Annotated in this window: 30 protein-coding genes; all 30 read left to right on the forward strand. The window is 61.0% G+C overall.

The window, feature by feature from the left end; translation table 11 throughout:
• Position 1 precedes the first annotated feature (1 nt).
• The gene (gene rplB, locus ACFOJ9_RS14765; RefSeq protein ID WP_027026960.1) at positions 2-835 is read left to right on the forward strand and encodes a 50S ribosomal protein L2; all 834 of its coding nucleotides are present in this window, start codon (positions 2-4) and stop codon (positions 833-835) included.
• 16 nt (positions 836-851) lie between these two features.
• Positions 852-1,130, forward strand: coding sequence for a 30S ribosomal protein S19 (gene rpsS, locus ACFOJ9_RS14770; RefSeq protein WP_006205463.1), 279 nt, complete (start codon positions 852-854; stop codon positions 1,128-1,130).
• A 2-nt stretch (positions 1,131-1,132) separates the two neighbouring features.
• Entirely contained in the window at positions 1,133-1,522 is a 390-nt protein-coding gene (gene rplV, locus ACFOJ9_RS14775; protein WP_006205462.1) for a 50S ribosomal protein L22, read from the forward strand.
• A complete protein-coding gene (gene rpsC / locus ACFOJ9_RS14780) occupies positions 1,522-2,247 on the forward strand; it encodes a 30S ribosomal protein S3 (RefSeq protein WP_013531426.1) in 726 nt (241 codons plus the stop codon). Before rplV ends, rpsC begins: the two co-directional genes overlap by 1 nt.
• Positions 2,248-2,274: 27 nt before the next feature.
• On the forward strand, positions 2,275-2,688 hold the full coding sequence (gene rplP, locus ACFOJ9_RS14785; protein ID WP_013531427.1) for a 50S ribosomal protein L16: 414 nt from the start codon (positions 2,275-2,277) through the stop codon (positions 2,686-2,688).
• Positions 2,689-2,701: 13 nt separating this feature from the next.
• Positions 2,702-2,902 (forward strand): 50S ribosomal protein L29, encoded by a 201-nt coding sequence (gene rpmC / locus ACFOJ9_RS14790; protein ID WP_006205459.1) that lies wholly within the window; start codon positions 2,702-2,704, stop codon positions 2,900-2,902.
• An 11-nt stretch (positions 2,903-2,913) separates the two neighbouring features.
• Positions 2,914-3,153, forward strand: coding sequence for a 30S ribosomal protein S17 (rpsQ, locus tag ACFOJ9_RS14795; RefSeq protein ID WP_010909280.1), 240 nt, complete (start codon positions 2,914-2,916; stop codon positions 3,151-3,153).
• A gap of 71 nt (positions 3,154-3,224) precedes the next feature.
• Positions 3,225-3,593 (forward strand): 50S ribosomal protein L14, encoded by a 369-nt coding sequence (gene rplN / locus ACFOJ9_RS14800; protein ID WP_006205457.1) that lies wholly within the window; start codon positions 3,225-3,227, stop codon positions 3,591-3,593.
• Positions 3,594-3,605: 12 nt separating this feature from the next.
• Complete coding sequence (gene rplX / locus ACFOJ9_RS14805) at positions 3,606-3,920, forward strand: 50S ribosomal protein L24 (RefSeq protein WP_013531428.1); 315 nt, start codon at positions 3,606-3,608, stop codon at positions 3,918-3,920.
• Complete coding sequence (rplE, locus tag ACFOJ9_RS14810) at positions 3,913-4,512, forward strand: 50S ribosomal protein L5 (RefSeq protein ID WP_013531429.1); 600 nt, start codon at positions 3,913-3,915, stop codon at positions 4,510-4,512. The genes rplX and rplE overlap by 8 nt, the downstream gene beginning before the upstream one ends.
• Before the next feature lie 27 nt (positions 4,513-4,539).
• Positions 4,540-4,845 (forward strand): 30S ribosomal protein S14, encoded by a 306-nt coding sequence (gene rpsN, locus ACFOJ9_RS14815; RefSeq protein WP_010909282.1) that lies wholly within the window; start codon positions 4,540-4,542, stop codon positions 4,843-4,845.
• A gap of 12 nt (positions 4,846-4,857) precedes the next feature.
• On the forward strand, positions 4,858-5,256 hold the full coding sequence (rpsH, locus tag ACFOJ9_RS14820) for a 30S ribosomal protein S8 (protein ID WP_006205453.1): 399 nt from the start codon (positions 4,858-4,860) through the stop codon (positions 5,254-5,256).
• Between the two features lie 110 nt (positions 5,257-5,366).
• Positions 5,367-5,900, forward strand: coding sequence for a 50S ribosomal protein L6 (gene rplF / locus ACFOJ9_RS14825; protein ID WP_013531432.1), 534 nt, complete (start codon positions 5,367-5,369; stop codon positions 5,898-5,900).
• A 137-nt stretch (positions 5,901-6,037) separates the two neighbouring features.
• Complete coding sequence (gene rplR / locus ACFOJ9_RS14830) at positions 6,038-6,397, forward strand: 50S ribosomal protein L18 (protein ID WP_378979512.1); 360 nt, start codon at positions 6,038-6,040, stop codon at positions 6,395-6,397.
• 131 nt (positions 6,398-6,528) lie between these two features.
• Positions 6,529-7,092 (forward strand): 30S ribosomal protein S5, encoded by a 564-nt coding sequence (gene rpsE / locus ACFOJ9_RS14835; protein WP_006333394.1) that lies wholly within the window; start codon positions 6,529-6,531, stop codon positions 7,090-7,092.
• A gap of 24 nt (positions 7,093-7,116) precedes the next feature.
• Positions 7,117-7,314, forward strand: coding sequence for a 50S ribosomal protein L30 (rpmD, locus tag ACFOJ9_RS14840; protein WP_006205449.1), 198 nt, complete (start codon positions 7,117-7,119; stop codon positions 7,312-7,314).
• A gap of 22 nt (positions 7,315-7,336) precedes the next feature.
• A complete protein-coding gene (gene rplO / locus ACFOJ9_RS14845) occupies positions 7,337-7,813 on the forward strand; it encodes a 50S ribosomal protein L15 (protein WP_013531434.1) in 477 nt (158 codons plus the stop codon).
• A gap of 192 nt (positions 7,814-8,005) precedes the next feature.
• Positions 8,006-9,346 (forward strand): preprotein translocase subunit SecY, encoded by a 1,341-nt coding sequence (secY, locus tag ACFOJ9_RS14850; RefSeq protein ID WP_378979513.1) that lies wholly within the window; start codon positions 8,006-8,008, stop codon positions 9,344-9,346.
• Positions 9,343-9,939: an adenylate kinase gene (locus ACFOJ9_RS14855; protein ID WP_378979514.1), complete on the forward strand. Its 597-nt coding sequence runs from the start codon at positions 9,343-9,345 to the stop codon at positions 9,937-9,939. Before secY ends, ACFOJ9_RS14855 begins: the two co-directional genes overlap by 4 nt.
• 191 nt (positions 9,940-10,130) lie before the next feature.
• Positions 10,131-10,499, forward strand: coding sequence for a 30S ribosomal protein S13 (rpsM, locus tag ACFOJ9_RS14860; RefSeq protein ID WP_023757968.1), 369 nt, complete (start codon positions 10,131-10,133; stop codon positions 10,497-10,499).
• Between the two features lie 126 nt (positions 10,500-10,625).
• Positions 10,626-11,015: a 30S ribosomal protein S11 gene (gene rpsK / locus ACFOJ9_RS14865; protein ID WP_006205444.1), complete on the forward strand. Its 390-nt coding sequence runs from the start codon at positions 10,626-10,628 to the stop codon at positions 11,013-11,015.
• Positions 11,016-11,119: 104 nt separating this feature from the next.
• Positions 11,120-12,130 (forward strand): DNA-directed RNA polymerase subunit alpha, encoded by a 1,011-nt coding sequence (locus tag ACFOJ9_RS14870; RefSeq protein WP_378979515.1) that lies wholly within the window; start codon positions 11,120-11,122, stop codon positions 12,128-12,130.
• 97 nt (positions 12,131-12,227) lie between these two features.
• Positions 12,228-12,659 carry a 50S ribosomal protein L17 gene (gene rplQ / locus ACFOJ9_RS14875; protein ID WP_378979516.1) on the forward strand — a complete coding sequence of 144 codons (432 nt, stop codon included), beginning with the start codon at positions 12,228-12,230 and terminating at the stop codon, positions 12,657-12,659.
• A 200-nt stretch (positions 12,660-12,859) separates the two neighbouring features.
• Entirely contained in the window at positions 12,860-14,347 is a 1,488-nt protein-coding gene (locus ACFOJ9_RS14880; RefSeq protein ID WP_378979517.1) for a DegQ family serine endoprotease, read from the forward strand.
• Positions 14,348-14,394: 47 nt separating this feature from the next.
• Positions 14,395-15,702, forward strand: coding sequence for a replication-associated recombination protein A (locus ACFOJ9_RS14885; protein ID WP_378979518.1), 1,308 nt, complete (start codon positions 14,395-14,397; stop codon positions 15,700-15,702).
• Between the two features lie 5 nt (positions 15,703-15,707).
• The gene (locus ACFOJ9_RS14890; RefSeq protein WP_378979519.1) at positions 15,708-16,376 is read left to right on the forward strand and encodes a DUF930 domain-containing protein; all 669 of its coding nucleotides are present in this window, start codon (positions 15,708-15,710) and stop codon (positions 16,374-16,376) included.
• A 160-nt stretch (positions 16,377-16,536) separates the two neighbouring features.
• Complete coding sequence (locus tag ACFOJ9_RS14895; protein WP_378979520.1) at positions 16,537-17,355, forward strand: aspartyl/asparaginyl beta-hydroxylase domain-containing protein; 819 nt, start codon at positions 16,537-16,539, stop codon at positions 17,353-17,355.
• A gap of 309 nt (positions 17,356-17,664) precedes the next feature.
• On the forward strand, positions 17,665-19,323 hold the full coding sequence (locus tag ACFOJ9_RS14900; RefSeq protein WP_378979521.1) for a hypothetical protein: 1,659 nt from the start codon (positions 17,665-17,667) through the stop codon (positions 19,321-19,323).
• A gap of 131 nt (positions 19,324-19,454) precedes the next feature.
• Positions 19,455-19,829: a fluoride efflux transporter CrcB gene (gene crcB, locus ACFOJ9_RS14905; protein ID WP_095091657.1), complete on the forward strand. Its 375-nt coding sequence runs from the start codon at positions 19,455-19,457 to the stop codon at positions 19,827-19,829.
• Positions 19,830-19,890: 61 nt separating this feature from the next.
• Entirely contained in the window at positions 19,891-20,871 is a 981-nt protein-coding gene (locus tag ACFOJ9_RS14910; RefSeq protein ID WP_378979522.1) for an RluA family pseudouridine synthase, read from the forward strand.
• Positions 20,872-20,881 lie beyond the last annotated feature (10 nt).

Raw genomic sequence — 20,881 nt, forward strand, 5'->3', positions numbered from 1 at the left:
CATGGCACTGAAAAAATTCAACCCGGTAACGCCCAGCACCCGTCAGCTGGTCATCGTCGACCGCTCGGGCCTCTACAAGGGAAAGCCCGTCAAGGGTCTGACCGAGGGCCTGACCAAGTCGGGCGGCCGCAACAATCACGGCCGCATCACCGCCCGCTTCATCGGCGGTGGTCACAAGCGTTCGTACCGCATCATCGACTTCAAGCGCCGCAAGTTCGACGTCGTTGGCACGGTCGAGCGCATCGAATATGATCCGAACCGCACCGCCTTCATCGCGCTGATCAAGTATGACGATGGCGAGCTGTCCTACATCATCGCTCCGCAGCGTCTGGCTCCCGGCGACAAGATCGTGTCCGGCGAAGCCGTCGACGTGAAGCCGGGCAATGCGATGCCGCTGGCTTCGATGCCGGTCGGCACCATCGTCCACAACATCGAGCTGAAGCCGGGCAAGGGCGCCCAGGTCGCACGTTCGGCAGGTGGTTATGGCCAGCTGGTCGGTCGTGACCAGGGCATGGCGATCCTGCGCCTCAATTCGGGCGAGCAGCGTGTCGTTCACGGCTCCTGCATGGCCACTGTCGGCGCCGTGTCCAATCCGGACCACGGCAACATCAATGACGGCAAGGCCGGTCGCACGGTCTGGCGTGGCAAGCGCCCGCACAATCGCGGCGTGACCATGAACCCGGTCGACCATCCGCACGGCGGCGGCGAAGGCCGCACCTCGGGTGGCCGCCATCCGGTTTCGCCCTGGGGCAAGCCGACCAAGGGCAAGAAGACGCGGTCCAACAAGGCGACCGACAAGTTCATCCTGCGCTCGCGCCATCAGCGCAAGAGCTAAGAAGAGGTAACGCCAAGTGACTCGTTCGATTTGGAAAGGCCCCTTCATTGACGGCTACCTTCTCAAGAAGGTGGACAAGGTTCGTGAAGGTGGTCGCAATGAGGTGATCAAGATGTGGAGCCGTCGCTCCACCATCCTGCCGCAGTTCGTCGGCTTCACCTTCGGTGTCTACAACGGCCAGAAGCATGTTCCCGTCTCGGTGAACGAGGACATGGTCGGTCACAAGTTCGGTGAATTCGCTCCGACCCGGACCTATTACGGTCACGGCGCGGATAAGAAGGCGAAGAGGAAATAATCATGGGCAAGGCCAAAGCTCCGCGCAGGCTTGCTGACAACGAAGCGCGCGCCGTGTTGCGCACGATCCGTATCAGCCCGCAGAAGCTCAACCTGGTTGCCGCGCTGATCCGCGGCAAGAAGGTCGCGACAGCGCTTTCCGATCTCGAATTCTCGGCCAAGCGGATTTCCGGCACGGTCAAGAAGACGCTGGAATCGGCAATCGCCAACGCGGAAAACAACCACGACCTGGATGTCGATGCACTGATCGTGGCGGAAGCCTATGTCGGCAAGTCGATCGTCATGAAGCGGTTCCATGCCCGTGGTCGTGGTCGCGCCAGCCGTATCGAGAAGCCGTTCTCGCACCTCACGATCGTCGTTCGTGAAGTCGAAGAAAAAGGGGAGGCCGCATAATGGGCCAGAAAGTCAATCCGATCGGTCTTCGCCTCGGCATCAACCGGACCTGGGATTCGCGCTGGTTCGCGAACACCGGCGAGTACGGCAAGCTGCTGCATGAGGACATCAAGATCCGCAAGTATCTCGAGAAGGAACTGAAGCAGGCTGCCATCTCGAAGGTTGTCATCGAGCGTCCGCACAAGAAGTGCCGCGTCACCATCCATGCGGCGCGCCCGGGTCTGATCATCGGCAAGAAGGGCGCCGACATCGAGAAGCTTCGCAAGAAGCTGATGGAGATGACGAAGTCCGAGACGCACCTCAACATCGTTGAAGTGCGCAAGCCGGAAATCGACGCGACCCTGGTCGCTCAGTCGATTGCCCAGCAACTCGAGCGTCGTATCGCGTTCCGCCGCGCCATGAAGCGTGCCGTCCAGTCGGCGATGCGCCTCGGTGCCGAAGGTATCCGCATCAACTGCGCCGGCCGTCTCGGCGGTGCCGAGATCGCGCGCATGGAATGGTATCGCGAAGGCCGCGTGCCGCTGCATACGCTGCGTGCGGACGTCGACTACGGCACGGCCGAAGCGCATACCGCTTATGGCATCTGCGGCGTCAAGGTCTGGGTGTTCAAGGGCGAGATCCTCGAGCATGACCCGATGGCTTCGGAGCGTCGGGCCAGCGAAAGCGATGCAGCGCATGGCGGTGGTGGTGATCGCGAGCGCGGTCGTCGTCGCGAAAACGCCTGAGACATTTAGGAATTTGGAGTTAGAACGATGCTGCAGCCAAAGCGCACAAAGTTCCGCAAGCAGTTCAAGGGCCGTATCCATGGTACCGCAAAGGGCGGCACCAATCTGGATTTCGGTGGTTTCGGGCTGAAGGCGCTTGAGCCGAACCGCGTCACCGCACGTGAGATCGAGGCGGCCCGCCGCGCGATCACGCGTGAAATGAAGCGCGCTGGTCGCGTCTGGATCCGTATTTTCCCGGACGTGCCGGTCACTTCGAAGCCGACCGAAGTCCGCATGGGTAAGGGTAAGGGCGCGGTCGATTACTGGGCGGCGCGCGTCAAGCCGGGCCGCATCATGTTCGAGATCGACGGCGTCAATGAAGAAACCGCCCGTGAGGCACTGCGTCTCGGCGCGGCCAAGCTCTCGGTCAAGACGCGCTTCGTGCAGCGCATCGCAGAATAAGGACGGGCTGATCATGAAAGCCGAAGACATCCGGACCAAGACCCAGGACCAGCTGACCGACGACCTGGCCAGCCTGAAGAAGGAGCAGTTCAACCTGCGCTTCCAGAAGGCCACCGGCCAGCTTGAGAAGACCGCGCGCGTGAGACAGGTCCGTAAGGATATTGCGCGTATCAAGACCATCGCTGCGGAAAAGTCCGCGGCTAAGAAGGCTTAAGGACGAAAACCATGCCAAAGCGCATTCTGCAGGGCACCGTCGTCAGCGACAAGAACGAGAAGACGGTTGTCGTCAAGGTCGAACGGCGCTTCACGCATCCCGTGATGAAGAAGACCGTGCGCATGACCAAGAAGTACAAGGCGCACGACGAGAACAACGCCCACAAGGTAGGCGATCAGGTGTTCATCCAGGAATCGAAGCCGATTTCCAAGGATAAGCGCTGGATCGTCGTGTCTTCGGACCAGGCGTAAACAACGAATTTTGGACAGACCGGGGAGGGGCTTTGAGCCCATCCCGTTAGAAAAGAAGAAGGCGGCCAGTCATGATTCAGATGCAAACAAACCTCGACGTCGCGGATAATTCCGGCGCCCGTCGTGTCATGTGCATCAAGGTGCTGGGCGGCTCGAAGCGGAAATACGCTTCCGTGGGCGACATCATCGTGGTGTCGATCAAGGAAGCCATCCCGCGCGGCCGCGTGAAGAAGGGCGATGTGATGAAGGCGGTCGTGGTTCGCACGGCCAAGGACATCCGCCGCCCGGACGGCAGCGTGATCCGTTTCGACAAGAACGCGGCCGTTCTCGTCGACAACAAGAAAGAGCCGATCGGCACGCGTATCTTCGGACCGGTTCCGCGCGAACTCCGCGCCAAGAACCACATGAAGATCATCTCGCTCGCGCCTGAAGTGCTGTAAGGAGCCGGACCAATGCAAAAGATTAGAAAAGGCGACAAGGTCGTCGTGCTGGCCGGCAAGGACAAGGGCCGTTCGGGCGAAGTCCTCTCGGTGCAGCCGAAGGAAGACACCGCGCTGGTGCGCGGCGTCAACATGATCCGTCGTCACCAGAAGCAGTCCCAGTCCCAAGAGGGCGGGATCATCACCAAGGAAGCGCCGATCCAGCTGTCGAACATCGCGCTGGCCGACCCCAAGGATGGCAAGCCGACCCGCGTCGGTTTCATCTTCCAGAAGGACGGCAAGAAGGTGCGCGTCGCCAAGCGCTCGGGAGAAGTCATCAATGGCTAAGGCTCAAACCACGAAGCCCAAGGCTGAAAGCAAACAGTCCAAGGCTCAGAACACGCCGCGCCTCAAGCAGGTCTACAACGAGACCATCCGCAAGGCGCTGCAGGAACAGTTCGGCTACGACAACGAGATGCAGGTTCCGCGCATCGACAAGATCGTGCTGAACATGGGCGTTGGCGAAGCGACCGCCGATTCGAAGAAGCCTTCGATCGCGGCCGAAGACCTGGCGATGATCGCCGGCCAGAAGGCCGTCGTCACCCGCGCCCGCAACTCGATCGCCGGCTTCAAGGTCCGCGAGAAGATGCCGATCGGCGCCAAGGTCACGCTGCGCAAGGAACGCATGTATGAGTTCCTCGACCGCCTCGTGAACATCGCACTGCCGCGCGTCCGCGACTTTCGCGGACTGAATCCGAAGAGCTTCGATGGCCGTGGCAACTACGCCATGGGCATCAAGGAACACATCGTGTTCCCGGAGATCAACTACGACAAGGTTGATCAGATCTGGGGCATGGACGTCATCGTTTGTACGACTGCGAAGACGGACGACGAAGCCAGGGCATTGCTCAAGGCCTTCAACTTCCCCTTCCGCCAGTAACGGCAGCGAGAAAAGGAAAAATCTGAAATGGCAAAGACCAGCTCAGTCGAGAAGAACAACAGGCGCCGCAAGCTTGCCGACCAGTACGGTCCCAAGCGGGCTGCCCTCAAGGCGATCATCATGGATCAGTCCAAGCCGATGGAAGAGCGCTTCCGCGCTCAGCTCAAGCTTGCTGCCCTGCCGCGCAACTCGGCCAAGATCCGCATCCGCAACCGCTGCGAAGTCACCGGCCGTCCGCGCGCCTACTATCGCAAGCTCAAAGTATCGCGCATCGCGCTTCGTGATCTCGGCAACAACGGCCAGATCCCGGGCCTGGTCAAGTCGAGCTGGTAAGGAGGACATAACATGTCATTGAGCGATCCTCTCGGCGATATGCTGACCCGCATCCGCAACGCGTATGGCCGCAAGAAGTCGAGCGTTTCGACGCCGGCCTCGCGTTTGCGCACCCGCGTCCTCGACGTGCTGAAGGCTGAAGGCTATATCCGCGATTACAGCCAGACCGACTTCGACAACGGCAAGTCCGAAATCGAGATCGAGCTGAAGTATTTCGACGGCGCGCCGGTCGTGCGCGAAATCGCCCGCGTCTCGAAGCCAGGCCGCCGCGTCTATGTTTCGGCCAAGTCGATTCCGCACGTCGCCAACGGCCTCGGCATCGCCATCCTTTCGACACCGAAGGGCGTGATGGCCGACCACGAAGCGCGCGAACAGAACGTCGGTGGTGAAATCCTCTGCCAGATCTTCTGATCTGGCGTGTGCCAGATCTTCTAATCTAGCGTGGGAAAATTGGAATCCGGTCTTCGGGATCATGCCCGAAGACAGAGACCTGAAACAAGAGAAGTGACGAGGACAACAAAATGTCTCGTATTGGAAAGAAACCCGTTTCGCTGCCGCAGGGCGTGACCGCGACCGTCAACGGCCAGACCGTGACGGCGAAGGGCCCCAAGGGTGAGCTGAAGTTCGTGGTGAACGACGAAGTTCTGGTCAAGATGGAAGGCAGCGAGATCGCTGTCCAGCCGCGCGACCAGACCAAGACCGCCCGCTCCAAGTGGGGCATGTCGCGCACGCAGATCGTCAACATCCTGCAGGGCGTCAAGGACGGCTTCGAAAAGAAGCTCGAGATCACCGGCGTCGGCTATCGCGCAGCACTTCAGGGCAAGAACCTGCAGCTGGCACTTGGCTTCAGCCATGACGTCGTCTACGAGACGCCGCAGGGCATCACCATCACCGTGCCGAAGCCGACCGAAATCACCGTGGCCGGCATCGACAAGCAGCAAGTCGGCCAGGTTGCCGCCGAGATCCGCGAATACCGCGGCCCCGAGCCTTACAAGGGCAAGGGCGTCCGTTACGCTGGCGAGAAGATCGTCCGCAAGGAAGGCAAGAAGAAGTAGTGGGCTTGGCTCCGAAAAGTTGAAGACTTTTCGGAAAGGACCAAGCTAAGAAGTGTAACGCCGCGGGGAGCGGCCGCGGGAGGCGCTTTCGCCTACCGCACATGGCGGCCCCCGTTTTTTGAAGGCAAGGAACTATCATGGCTACCAAAGAATCCATCCAGCGCCGCGCGCAGCGCGTCCGCCGCCAGATCAAGAAGGTCGCCGGTGAGCGTCCGCGTCTGTCGGTTCACCGCACGTCGAAGAACATCTACGTGCAGGTCATCGACGACGCCAAGGGCCACACCATCGCTGCCGCTTCGACGCTTGAGAAAGACCTCAAGGGTTCGCTCAAGACCGGTGCCGACACCGCCGCTGCCGCCGCGATCGGCAAGCTGATCGCCGAGCGCGCCACCAAGGCCGGCGTCACGGAAGTCGTCTTCGACCGCGGCGCCTACATCTATCACGGCCGCGTCAAGGCGCTCGCCGAGGCTGCCCGCGAAGGTGGTCTGAGCTTCTAAGCATAATCTCGAAAAGTTGCAGACTTTTCGGATAAAGATTATGCGAAGGGAATGATTTCGCCCCCGGTGACCCACAGAGGCGCCGGATCTTATCAGCAACCGTGCTTCCGGAAAAAAACAAGGAACAGGATATGGCACAGGAACGTAGGGATGGCGGCCGCGGCCGCGATCGTGAAGAACGCGATGACGGCATGGTGGACAAGCTCGTCCACATCAACCGCGTCGCCAAGGTCGTCAAGGGCGGCCGTCGCTTCGGTTTTGCAGCACTCGTCGTCGTCGGCGACCAGAAGGGCCGCGTCGGCTTTGGTCACGGCAAGGCGCGCGAAGTGCCGGAAGCTATCCGCAAGGCAACTGAATCGGCCAAGCGCGACATGATCTTCGTGCCGCTGCGCTCGGGTCGTACTCTGCATCACGACGTCGAGGGACGCTGGGGCGCCGGACGCGTGCTGCTGCGCGCTGCCAAGCAAGGTACCGGCATCATCGCCGGTGGCCCGATGCGCGCTGTCTTCGAGACGCTCGGCATGCATGACGTGGTTGCCAAGTCGATGGGTTCGTCGAACCCCTACAACATGGTTCGCGCCACCTTCGACGCGCTGAAGAGCCAGATGCATCCCAAGGATGTGGCTGCTGCTCGCGGCATCAAGTATTCGACCCTTCAGGCCCGCCGCGGCACCGCCGTTGCGGCTGAAGAATAGTCGATCTGACCAGGGATTTTGACCATGGCCAAGAAAGCAACCAAGACCATCACCGTTGAGCAGATCGGTTCGCCGATCCGCCGTCCGAAGGAACAGCGCGCGACGCTGGTCGGCCTCGGCCTCAACAAGATGCACAAGCAGCGCACGCTGGAAGATACGCCCTCCGTGCGCGGCATGATCGCTGCCGTCCAGCATCTCGTCCGCGTCGTGGACGAGGGCTGAGCCAGAGCGCAGGAGAACTCAGATGAAACTCAACGATCTGCGTGACAAGGACGGCGCGACGCACTCCAAGAAGCGTCTCGGCCGTGGTATCGGCTCCGGCTCCGGCAAGACCGGCGGTCGCGGCGTCAAGGGCCAGAAGGCGCGCTCCGGCGTTGCCATCAACGGCTTCGAGGGTGGCCAGATGCCGCTCTACCGGCGCCTGCCGAAGCGTGGCTTCAACAACATCTTCGCCAAGAGCTTCACCGTCGTGTCGCTGGCCCGCATTCAGGTGGCCATCGATGCCAAGAAGCTTGACGCCAAGGCGACAGTGACGGCTGAATCGCTGGTTGCCGCCGGCGTTATCCGCCGCGTCAAGGACGGCGTGCGCATCCTCTCGGACGGCGAGATCAAGGCGAAGCTCGCCTTTGACGTTGCCGGCGCCTCCAAGGCCGCGATCGAGAAGATCGAAAAGGCCGGCGGTTCGGTCAAGCTGCCGCAGGAAAAGGCAGCTGCCGAGTAACGGCAATTTGAAGCGCGATCGGCAAAAGTGGGACCCGTTTTTGCTCACGATTGCGCTTTGATCTGCTCAACGAGGCGGCCGCGTCAACGCGGCCGCTTGCATGTTTAGAGCCCGGAGCTTATCTCGTGAGCTTCGGTGAAACGCGCCGCCTGACCTCAGGGCCATCAAGCGTTACCAAGCGGAGAATCAGGCATGGCTTCGGCTGCTGAACAATTAGCCTCGAATCTGAATTTCTCGGCCTTCGCCAAGGCGGAGGACCTGAAGAAACGCATCTGGTTCACGATCGGCGCGCTGCTCGTCTATCGCCTCGGCACCTACATCCCGCTTCCCGGCATCAATCCCGACGCCTTCGCCCAGGCCTTCTCCTCGCAGAGCAAGGGCGTGCTCGGCATGTTCAACATGTTCGCCGGCGGCGCCGTGCAGCGCATGGCGATCTTCGCGCTCGGCATCATGCCTTACATCTCCGCTTCCATCATCATGCAGCTGATGACCTCGGTCATCCCGTCGCTTGAAGCGCTGAAGAAGGAAGGCGAACAGGGCCGCAAGGTCATCAACCAGTACACGCGCTACGGCACCGTGCTGCTCGCGCTGGTTCAGGCCTATGGCATTTCGGTCGGTCTGGAAGGTGGCAACGGCATCGTCAGCGATCCCGGCATGTTCTTCCGCATCTCGACCGTCGTCACACTGGTCGGCGGCACCATGTTCCTGATGTGGCTCGGCGAGCAGATCACCGCCCGCGGCATCGGTAACGGCATTTCGCTGATCATCTTCTCCGGCATCGTCGCCGGCCTGCCGCACGCCATCTCCGGCACGCTGGAGCTTGGCCGCACCGGCGCGCTGTCGACCGGCCTGATCCTGGCGATCATCGTGCTCGCCATCGTCGTCATCGCCTTGATCGTGTTCTTCGAGCGCGCCCAGCGCCGCTTGCTGATCCAGTATCCGAAGCGCCAGGTCGGCAACCGCATGTTCCAGGGCGATACCTCGCACCTGCCGCTGAAGCTCAACACGGCGGGCGTCATTCCGCCGATCTTCGCCTCGTCGCTGCTGTTGCTGCCGGCCACTGTCGCCGGCTTCTCGCAGACGACCAACATGCCGGCCTGGGCAAGCACAATCCTGGCCGCACTCGGCCATGGCCAGCCGCTCTATATGGCATTCTACGCCGCTATGATCGCGTTCTTCGCCTTCTTCTACACTGCGATTGTCTTCAACCCGAAGGACACCGCCGACCAGCTCAAGAAGCATTCGGGCTTCATCCCGGGCTATCGTCCTGGCGAACGCACCGCCGATTACATCGATTACGTTCTCACCCGCATCACCGTCGTCGGCGCCATCTATCTGGTGCTGGTCTGCCTGCTGCCGGAGTTCCTGATCTCGGCGACTGGCGTACCATTCTACCTTGGTGGCACATCGCTTCTGATCGTGGTCAGTGTCACGCTCGATACGGTTGCGCAGATTCAGGGCCACCTGATTGCGCACCAGTATGAAGGCCTGATCAAGAAGTCGAAGCTGCGCGGGGGAAAGAAAGCCAGATGAGGTTGATATTGCTTGGGCCGCCAGGAGCGGGCAAGGGGACGCAAGCACAAAGATTGGTAGAGAAACACGGCATACCCCAGCTTTCGACGGGCGACATGCTGCGTGCTGCCGTTCAGGCAGGCACCGAAGTCGGCAAGCGCGCCAAGGCGGTGATGGATGCCGGTGAGCTGGTGTCCGACGCCATCGTCAACGCTATCGTCGCCGAGCGTATCGATCAGCCCGACTGCGCCAAGGGGTTCATCCTCGACGGCTATCCGCGGACCCTGGTGCAGGCGGACGCGGTCGAGCGGATGCTTTCGGATCGCTCCCAGGGCCTCGACGCTGTCATTGAACTTGTCGTCGACGATAAGGCGCTGGTTGGCCGAATCGTCAAGCGCGCCGACGAAGCACAGGCCGCTGGCCTGCCCGTTCGCAAGGACGACAATCCGACCGTGTTCGAGGAGCGTCTGAGAGAATACTACAAGAAGACGTCGCCGCTGATTGGCTACTACTATGCCAAGGGCAAGCTCCGGAGTGTCGACGGTATGGCCGATATCGATGCTGTGACGGAGCAGATCGAAGCGGTGCTCAAGGACGCAACGCGGGGAAATTAACGATTGCACTTGACGGAAGCGGTTCGCTGCGGTATGGCGGCCCGTCTTCCTATCAGGCATGGGCTTTGCTTGTCCGCAAGGGCAAGGCAGCCGCTTTGAACTGGAAACTCCCGCATGGGCCGGCCTCCACCGGACGCGGGGCAACTTAAGATAGCGCCGGTTTGTCCGGCCCACATGGAGAAGAGAAGAACATGGCTCGTATAGCCGGCGTCAACATTCCGACCAACAAGCGCGTCGTCATTGCGCTTCAGTACATTCACGGCATTGGCAAGAAGTTCGCCCAGGAGATCGTCGACAAGGTCGGCATTCCGGCCGAGCGTCGCGTCAACCAGCTCACCGACGCGGAAGTGCTGCAGATCCGCGAGGCGATCGACCGCGATTATCAGGTCGAGGGCGACCTGCGCCGCGAAGTCTCGATGAACATCAAGCGGCTCATGGACCTCGGCTGCTACCGCGGCCTGCGTCACCGCCGCTCGCTGCCGGTCCGCGGCCAGCGCACGCATACCAATGCGCGCACCCGCAAGGGTCCGGCCAAGTCGATCGCCGGCAAGAAGAAGTAAGTGAGCGAATAGCGAGTAGCCATTAGCGAGTAGGGGTCCCTATTCGCTAATCCCTACTTCCTACTCGCTTTCAAAGGTGGAGCCGCTGGCATTACGGCGGTGTAGAGATCAACTGAAAGGACTATCATGGCCAAGGAAGCCGCTCGTGTTCGCCGTCGCGAACGCAAGAACATCTCGTCGGGCGTTGCCCACGTCAATTCGACCTTCAACAACACGATGATCACCATCACCGACGCACAGGGCAATTCGATTGCCTGGTCGTCGGCCGGTGCCCAGGGCTTCAAGGGTTCGCGCAAGTCGACCCCGTTCGCTGCCCAGATGGCTGCCGAGGACGTTGCCAAGAAGGCCCAGGAACACGGCATGCGCATGCTCGAAGTCGAGGTCTGCGGACCTGGCTCCGGTCGTGAATCGGCACTGCGCGCCCTGCAGGCGGCCGGCTTCACCATCACCTCGATCCGTGATGTGACGCCGATCCCGCACAATGGCTGCCGCCCGCGCAAGAAGCGTCGCGTCTAAGCAATTTACCGAACGTCGCGCGAGCGCCCTTTGGGCGCTCCTCCACGGCATTCCAGGTCGCCCGCCACGATTGGATGGTGGCGGGTCAACGGAAGGAAAGCATCATGATCCAGAAAAATTGGCAAGAACTGATCAAGCCGAACAAGATCGAGTTCTCGTCGAAGAAGAAGACGCTGACCACGCTGGTCGCCGAGCCGCTCGAGCGTGGCTTTGGCCTGACGCTGGGCAACGCGCTGCGCCGCGTGCTTCTGTCTTCGCTGCGCGGTGCGGCTGTTACCGCCGTGCAGATCGACGGCGTTCTGCATGAATTCTCGTCCATCGCCGGCGTGCGCGAGGACGTGACCGACATCGTCTTGAATATCAAGGAAATCGCCATCCGCATGGAAGGCGATGGCCCCAAGCGCATGGTCGTTCGCAAGCAGGGACCGGGTGCGGTTCTCGCCGGCGACATTCAGACGGTTGGCGACGTCGAGATCCTCAACCCCGACCACGTCATCTGCACGCTGGACGAGGGTGCGGAAATCCGCATGGAATTCACCGTCGACACCGGCAAGGGTTACGTGCCGGCCGACCGCAACCGCGCCGAAGACGCGCCGATTGGCCTCATCCCGGTCGACAGCCTTTATTCGCCGGTCAAGAAGGTTTCGTACAAGGTCGAGAACACCCGCGAGGGCCAGGTTCTCGATTATGACAAGCTGACCATGACGATCGACACCGACGGTTCCATCACCGGCGAGGACGCGGTGGCTTTCGCCGCCCGCATCCTGCAGGACCAGCTCGGCCTGTTCGTCAACTTCGACGAGCCGCAGAAGGAAGTCGCCACCGAGGCCGTCACCGAGCTCGCCTTCAACCCGGCGCTGCTCAAGAAGGTCGACGAACTCGAGCTTTCGGTGCGTTCGGCCAACTGCCTGAAGAACGACAACATCGTCTATATCGGCGACCTGATCCAGAAGACCGAAGCCGAGATGCTGCGCACCCCGAACTTCGGCCGCAAGTCGCTGAACGAGATCAAGGAAGTCCTGGCGGCGATGGGCCTGCACCTCGGCATGGAAGTGCCGGACTGGCCGCCGGAAAACATCGAAGACCTCGCCAAGCGTTACGAAGATCAATATTGAGCATGATCCCGAAAAGTTGCACGACTTTTCGGACAAGATCATGCGGCTAACCCATTGAGGCTGAGGCCTCTCGAACCCGCAATGAAGGAGAAGAGCCATGCGCCATGGATTTAAAGGCCGCCGGTTCGCCCGCAGCATAAGCCACCGCAAGTCGATGTTCGCCAACCTGGCCGTGTCGCTGCTCGAGCACGAGCAGATCGTCACCACCCTGCCGAAGGCGAAGGATCTGCGTCCGATCGTCGAGAAGCTGGTGACGCTCGGCAAGCGCGGCGACCTGCACGCCCGCCGCCAGGTGATCGCGCAGATCGGCAATGAAGGCGTCGTCAAGCGTCTGTTCGACACCATCGCCCCGCGCTATGCCACCCGCAATGGCGGCTATCTGCGCATCATGAAGGCGGGCTTCCGTCACGGTGACAACGCCGCCATGGCTGTCATCGAGTTCGTCGATCGCGACACCTCGGCCAAGGGCGCCGGCGACCGCGCCCGCATCGAAGCCGAAGGCACCGACGCGGACGCCGAAGCCGCATAAGGCTCGATCTTTCCCGAGTGAATCCAAAGGGGCCTGCGGGCCCCTTTTTTGTTTTCCGGAAGTTGAAACCAGCGGCCACAGCCGATTTCGGGCCGGAAGCAACCGTCCTTGGCCAAAATAATCGGATTTCAGCGGCTTAGCCTTTCATTTTGCACAATCGTCGGGACAATGCCCCCGAACTCGCCTTGGAGGATTCGTGAATGCGCGCCACCCGACTGTCCCTTGTTCTGCTCTTCGCCATGCTGGCGTTCGCGGCCGCACCGGTGGTCAGGCAGGCATTGGCCGAGGAGGCCAAGACCGACCCCGGCCTGTCCGATGTGTTGACCGACCTGCTGCATGGCGTCGAGGGCGAGAACGCCACATCCGGTCCCGACAAGCGCGTGCCGTTCGGCCGCGAGGAGGTGCAGCTGTCGTTTGCGCCGCTGGTCAAGCAGACGGCGCCGGCCGTGGTCAACGTCTATGCCTCGCAGACCGCCAAGGTGACGTCGCCTTTCGACGGCGATCCGTTCTTCGAGGAATTCTTCGGCCGCTCGCAGCCGCGCGCGCAGTCGTCTCTGGGCTCTGGTGTGCTGGTCGATCCGACCGGCGTCGTGGTCACCAATTACCACGTCATCAAGGATGCCGATCAGGTCAAGGTGGCGACTGCGGATGGGCGCGAATTCGACAGCAAGGTGCTGCTCAAGGACGAGACGTTCGACCTCGCCGTGCTCAAGATCACCTCGGACAAGCCGTTTCCGGTGATCGCCATCGGCGATTCCGACGCGCTCGAAGTGGGCGATCTGCTGCTGGCGATCGGCAATCCCTTCGGCGTCGGCCAGACCACCACCAGCGGCATCGTTTCGGCACTTGCCCGCAGCCATATTGGCGTGTCGGACTCCAGCTTCTTCATCCAGACCGACGCTGCCATCAATCCCGGCAATTCCGGCGGCGCGTTGATCAACATGGGCGGCCAGCTGGTCGGCATCAACACGGCCATCTACAGCCGCAGCGGCGGTTCGATCGGCATTGGCTTCGCCATTCCCTCGAACATGGTTCGCGCCTTTGCCGACGCGGCCAAGGCCGGGCTCGACTTCTTCGAGCGGCCCTATATCGGTGCCGAGTTCGAAGCGGTGACGCCGCAGATTGCCGAATCGCTCGGCATGGAGAAGCCGACCGGTGCGCTGGTCTCGTCGGTCGAGGCGACCGGGCCGGCCGCCAAGGCAGGGCTTAAGCCCGGCGACGTCGTGCTGCAGCTTAACGGCAAGACGGTCGATAGCATCGAAGCGCTGGATTACCGGATGGCGACGCTGTCGATCGGCACCAATGCCAATTTCGCGGTTCTGACCAAGGGCCAGCAGGCGGCGATGGACATCGCGCTGGAGCGCGCTCCGGAAGGCATGAGGGCTGCCGAACTGACGCTGCACGGCCGCAGCCCGTTCTCAGGTGCCAAGGTGGCGGAGCTGTCGCCCCGGCTCGCCCAGCGGCTTGGCCTGCGCACCGATATCAAGGGCGTCACCGTGGTCGACATCAACCGCGATTCCCCGGCCGCCGATTTCGGCTTCCAGCCGGGCGACATCGTGCGCGAGGTGAACGGCACCGCCATCGATACCGCGGCAACCCTGGAGCTGGCGGCCAAGACGGATACGCGCTGGTGGCGCTTTACCGTCGAGCGTGGCGGGCAGATACTGCGTCAGGTGTTGCGTTATTAGGGCAGAGCCCGTGCAAACGGGCTCATGCTCCAACCAAAAAGAAGTGCATGGCCGATCTGTTCAGTGCCGATGAACCGGAAAAGACGCCGCCCGGGCGGCCGCTGGCCGACAGGCTACGGCCGAAGAATCTTGGCGAGGTCGTCGGCCAGGAGCATCTGACCGGCCCCGACGGTGCGCTGACCCGGCTGATCGGCTCGGGTTTGCTAGGCTCGATGATCTTCTGGGGTCCGCCGGGCACAGGCAAGACGACGGTGGCACGGTTGCTTGCCGGCGAAACCAGCCTGGCCTTCGAGCAGATATCGGCTGTGTTTTCCGGTGTCGCCGATCTGAAGAAGGTGTTCGAGTCAGCCAAGCTGCGCCGGGCCAATGGCCGCCAGACCTTGCTGTTCGTCGACGAGATCCATCGCTTCAACCGCGCCCAGCAGGACAGTTTCCTCCCTGTCATGGAGGACGGAACCGTCGTGCTGGTTGGCGCCACCACCGAAAACCCGTCCTTCGAACTGAATGCCGCTCTGCTGTCGCGCGCACGCGTTCTGGTCTTCCACTCGCTCGGCGAGGAGAGCATCGCCAAGCTGATGGCGCGGGCGGAGGAAACCGAGGGCAGGGCGCTGCCGCTCGACGACGAGGCGCGGACCATGCTCATCCGCATGAGCGATGGCGACGGCCGCGCGTCTCTTACCCTCGCGGAGGAAGTCTGGCGGGCAGCAAAACCCGGCGAGGTCTTCGATCCCGAGGGACTGCAGCGCATCGTCCAGCGCCGCGCGCCGATCTACGACAAGGGCCAGGACGGCCACTACAACCTGATCTCGGCGCTGCACAAATCGGTGCGTGGTTCGGACCCCGACGCCGCACTCTACTATCTCGCGCGTATGTTCGACGCAGGCGAGGATCCGCTCTATCTCGGCCGCCGGCTGGTGCGCATGGCGATGGAGGACATCGGCCTTGCCGACCCGCAGGCGCTGGTCGTCGCCAACGCCGCCAAGGATGCCTACGACTATCTTGGCTCGCCCGAGGGCGAACTCGCCTTTGCCGAGGCCACCGTCTATCTCGCCACCGCGCCCAAATCCAACGCCGTCTACAACGCCTTCAAGGCGGCCACGCGGGCCGCGAAGGAACACGGCTCGCTGCTGCCGCCCAAGCACATCCTCAATGCGCCGACCAAGCTGATGAAAGAGGAGGATTACGGCGCCGGCTATCGTTACGACCATGACGAGCCGGATGCCTTTTCGGGGCAGGATTATTTTCCGGAGAAGATGGGCCGCCAGACCTTTTATGATCCACCCGAGCGCGGTTTCGAACGCGACATCAGGAAGCGGCTCGATTATTGGGCGAAGCTGCGCAAAGACCGGGAATAGCAGGCTTGCGTGGCCCGGTCGTCGTCACGCTTCGAAACGAGGCTTCGCCTTGGGGCATTTCCGCCGCGGTCGGTCTCCACGCGCTGCTCGCCGCGATGCTGGCCTTGATGCCGCTGCCGAAGCCGCCGAAACGGCTGGAGGAGGAGCGGGTGTCGGTCGACCTCCTGACGCCGCAACAGTTCGAGGCCTCGACCAGACCACCACCGACGCCGGCGGCGCCTAAGATACCGGCAGCGGTGTCACTGCCGGCCGCGACCCCACCCGTATCCCAACCGCCCACCGCGCCGGCCATGATCCGGCCGACCGAAATGCTGTCGGCCAAGACGCTGGCCGATCCGCGCAGCCGGCAGGCGCGCGCCGATCTCGCCACCTTCGCGTCCGACGAGCGCATGGTGCAATTGTGCAATCTCGAGGCGATGGACCAGATTCGCCGATGGCGCACGGATTATCAGCCGGAGCGGGTCGTGCCCTACGCAACGGCGGAGGAAAAAATCACTGGAACCACGATCGCCGCGAGTGGTGCGGCTTTCCGCAGTCGCAGAAACTGGTATGGTCTGAAGTTCAGATGCCAACTGGCTGGCGATGGCGAAAGCGTCGTCGGCTTCGAATTCCTGGTTGGCGATCTGGTTCCCAGGGAAAAATGGGACGAGCTTGGCCTGCCGGCGGTTCATTGACCTGATACCGGCAGGCTTCATCAGGCAGCCAGCCGGCCGCAATAGCAGGGCCGTTGTGTGGTGACCCAAAAAACCTTATCAAGGCGCACGGCCGGGCGGTGGTCGTTGTCGTGATTTTGGCATCTCATTCGCAACAGGATCGCGCTTGGCGCGTGGAAAAATGACAAAAACCCTTCGCAAATTCGCCATTGCCATCCCGCTTCTCGCCCTTGGCTTCTATTTCATCCCGATCCTGACGACGATCTTCATCATCTGTGGCCTGATCGATGTGCTGCGCAACGATCGCAAGGATCTGTCGCTGTTCTCAGGCTACTTCCTCGGCAACGGCCTGTTCACCTGGCTGCTTTCGCCCTTCAACCTGTTGGTCGACCTCTTGTGCTACCGAAATCCGGGCGTGTGGAAGCTGGAGCAGTTTCCCGCCGACTATCAGCGCGAGGTCAATGAGGTCCTGGACATCTTCAAGGCGCGCAAGGACGAGATCATCGCCGATATCGACGCCAATTTCGGCGTTGGCCGGCGCGGCATGTATGTCTATCAGTGGTACGGCAAGCACAGAATAGACAACGTCGCCGAGTTCAACAAGGATTTCAAATACATCAAGACCATCGCCGTTTCCGTCTTCAGCAAGCGCGAATCGACGTCCTGGCACTTCGGCCCGCTGCGGCTCAGCCTGCGCATTCTCTACAATCTGATCCCGGTGAAATCGGAGATTTTCGTCGAGTGCGGCAACGTCAAGAACTACTGGTACGACAATCCGCTGTTCATCTTCGATGACACGCTGCTGCATCGCTCGGTCAACGAGTATGACGGGCGCCGCTACTGCGTTTTCATGGACATTATCAGGCCGTCCCCGGTTCCCGGGCTGATCGCGGCCATGCTCGCCATCGTCTCGGTGAGCGTCGAGCGCATCAATTCCATGTTCTACAAGAATTGGAAGATGATCGGTTCGACCAAGCCGAAGAAGCCCGAGACGACCTGAGCCCGGGATCATCAACGCTGCCGGCTTCGCCGGCGGCATTCGGGTGCTTGAATGTGGCGGATTGCTTATGCACGCCTTAAGGCATCGCCAAGCGTTGATGCAGCAAAGCCGATTGTCTTTGCGGAGTTCTTCAAGGCGTTTTCGACGCTTCTGTGTTCGTTCGTTTAGGTATCCATCCCATTCAAGCTTACGTTAGTTCATAATACGAATCTTAAGTGATTCCCATTTTGCTGTATCGCTTTTGGCTGCATCGGCCCTATTCCGGTTAGCCTTGGCAGCTTGTGCCTCTTCCGTTCCTGGTGGCCTCACGTGACGAAGAACGACACAATCGGATTCTGGGTAAAGACTTACATATGCACCGTGTTTCTGGGTGTTGTTTTCGCCGCCTTATATATAAATCTCGAACAACCCGTCTATTATTGGGACTTCGTTTCTTATTTCAATGCGTTTAACGAGCAGGGGGCGTTCCTGCTGAAGAGTCCCCTCAAATGGCTGCCGCAATTGAGGGCCTCTATCGAGACAGATGATTATAGTGCGGCTATTTTTGCCCCTCTGATGCCGTTTTACATACTCTTCGGCGGTTCAAGGCTTTCATTCGTCGCCGCAATAGTCACGATTTACCTTGTTCCGACCGCTCTTTTCATAGGCAGAATGAGTTACCTGGAGGCTGTCTCCACGACTTCTCCACCTCGAATCTGGCTCGTCGTATGGATTGCGGCTTTTCTCTACACTCCGTTCTGGGCAGCGACGTTGCGCGGGATGCCAGATGTTGCCGGTTGTCTGGTGCTTTCTGCGGCGACCTATTTTCTTTGGAAATCGAGATTCCTGATCCATGGACCGGTGATCAGTGGAATACGCGTCGGTGCCTATCTGTGGTTGGCGTTCACGCTCCGCCGCTGGTATGCGTTCGCCGCCATAGGAATTGGGATTTCTGCAGCATTCTTTTGTGTGCTGCAGGTCGCGGAAGAGCGGAACTTTTCGGCACTGTGGAAACCTGCGCTAGGGGGCGTGTGCGCGATTCTTGTTATTGCCGGAGCAGCATGGATCTTCCAGCTACCCTTGATCATCAAGATTCTAGGAACCAGCTACGGTGACCTTTACAGCGGATACAGGACGAATTTCGCCTCCCAAATTGATCAGATGATATCCCGGCTCAGTTATATAAACTGGCTGTTGATCATACTGGGCCTCTACATCTCTGTCATACGACGCAACAGATTTTCCTTGTTCTGTGCCGTTGCATCGGCGCTCACCTTTTTCCTCTTCACCCGGACTCAGGATCCGGACCGCCATCATTCAATGCCGATATTTCTTTGGCTCTTTCCTGCCTACGCCCAGGCAATCGTCGCCATCGTTTCGATACCGGCGCTGAGATCGCGATGGTCAACCATCGCCATAGCCGTTGTCGCTGGACTTGCTTTTTTGGGCACATTTTTTCCGATCGGCCGTCAGTTGCTGTCGCCGGTCAGCTACGTTTTTGCCAGGGAGGACACGCTTCCTCTTCATCTTGACAATGTCTCCGAATACAGACGCCTCGTCGATGAGCTCCTCGACAAGATGGGGCCTGAGGACCGTGTTTCCGTATTTGCCTCAGGTTCGGTCATGAACGACTGGCTTTTGTTTGGCATGAACGAAGACCTGTACGCTCACATCGAATGGACTTGCCAGGTGGATAGTCGTGATCAATTCGGACCGAAAGCATTGCAGTCCAGATATGTCGTCGTAACCGACCCTCCTGTTACCCATTTGCAGCCCGGTGCGCAGCTCTGTGTCACGATACCAGACCAAGCCATCATCGAAGGGAATGGCATCGGCGCCGCGTATAAGCGCATTGCGGCATACCAGTTGTCCGGCGGCGTCAAGGGCTACCTCTACGAACAGGTGCGCCCGGTCAGCAAAACGGAAATCGATGCCTTGTACAGCGAGTTCAGGAAGAAATATCCGGGCTGGGCAACGCCTGCGTGGTGACGATCAGGTCTGGCAAGGGCGAGGCGGTTGCTGACGGTTTCGACTGTCCGAGCCTGGCGGCTCCGTACGCCTCGGGGCCTCACACGCATTGGGGATTGACCAGGCCGCCTGTGTAGGGGCAGTAGACGAAGATGTTCAATCTTCTTCTCGTTGTGGTTGGCGGTGGCATCGGCGCCGGCATCCGCCACCTCACCAACATTGGCGCGCTGCGCCTTGTCGGCCCCAACTATCCCTGGGGCACGATGGCCATCAACATCGTTGGCTCGTTCGCCATGGGCCTGTTCATCGCCACCCTGGCGCGCCGCGGCGGATCGAACGAGCTCAGGCTGTTCGTTGCCACAGGCATCTTCGGCGGCTTCACCACCTTTTCCGCCTTCTCGCTTGATTTCGCGACGCTTTGGGAGCGGGGAGCCACGCTGCCGGCGTTTGGATATGCCCTTGCCAGCGTCATTGGCGCCATTATCGCCCTGTTTCTGGGACTTTGGCTCGCAAGAACCGTTTCATAATGCTATTGCCGCGCCGAGAGCAGGCCGAGCCCTGCTCGGGAAACGGATAAGCGAAAAGAATATGGCAGGCGTTGAACAGATCACGGTGGAGGCCGGCGAGGCGGGCATGCGGCTCGATCGCTGGTTCAAGACCCACTTCCCGGGCCTTGGTTTTGGCCACCTGCAAAAGCTGCTGCGCTCCGGCCAGATCCGCGTCGATGGCGGTCGCGTCAAGGCCGATACCCGCGTCGAGCCCGGCCAGATGGTCCGCGTTCCGCCGCTCGAGGTCGACAAGAAGGGCGAGAGCGCATTGACCGGTCACTCGATCCGCAACCAGGGCGATGCCGACGTCCTGGCGAAAATGCTGATCCATGAAGACCCCAAGGTTTTCGTCTTCAACAAGCCGGCGGGTCTTGCCGTGCAAGGCGGCTCGGGCGTCACCCGCAATGTCGACGACATGCTGGAAGCCTGGCGCAGCCAGAAGGGCGAGAAGCCCAGGCTGGTCCACCGGCTCGACCGCGACACTTCGGGCGTGCTGGTTGTTGCCCGCACCCGGCTTGCCGCCATGAAGCTGTCGGAAGCGTTTCGCGCCCGCGAGACCAAGAAGACCTATTGGGCGCTGGTCAAGGGCGTGCCGCCCAAGCGCGAGGACAAGATCTCGACCTGGCTGATCAAGGAGCCGACGCCGGACGGTGACCGCGTGCGTGTCGCCGCGCATGGCGAAAAGGGCGCCGACCACGCGGTAACTTACTACCGCATCATCGAGCAGGCGGCGCAGACGATGACCTGGCTGGAAATGGAGCCCTATACCGGCCGCACCCACCAGCTTCGCGTCCATGCCGCCTACATCGGCTGCCCGATCCTCGGCGATCCGAAATATTTCGAGGCCGACACCAACTGGGATTTTCCCGGCGGTATTCAAAACCGCCTGCATCTGCACGCGCGCCGCATCATCATTCCGCATCCCGACAAAGGCGTCATCGATGTCACCGCGCCAATGCCGCCGCATATGCGCCAGAGCTGGAACCTGATCGGCTTCGACGACGCCAGCGCGGAGGACTGATTGTGAGCGG

The organism is Mesorhizobium cantuariense (genome assembly GCF_042647205.1).
Classification (GTDB): Bacteria; Pseudomonadota; Alphaproteobacteria; order Rhizobiales; family Rhizobiaceae; genus Mesorhizobium; species Mesorhizobium cantuariense.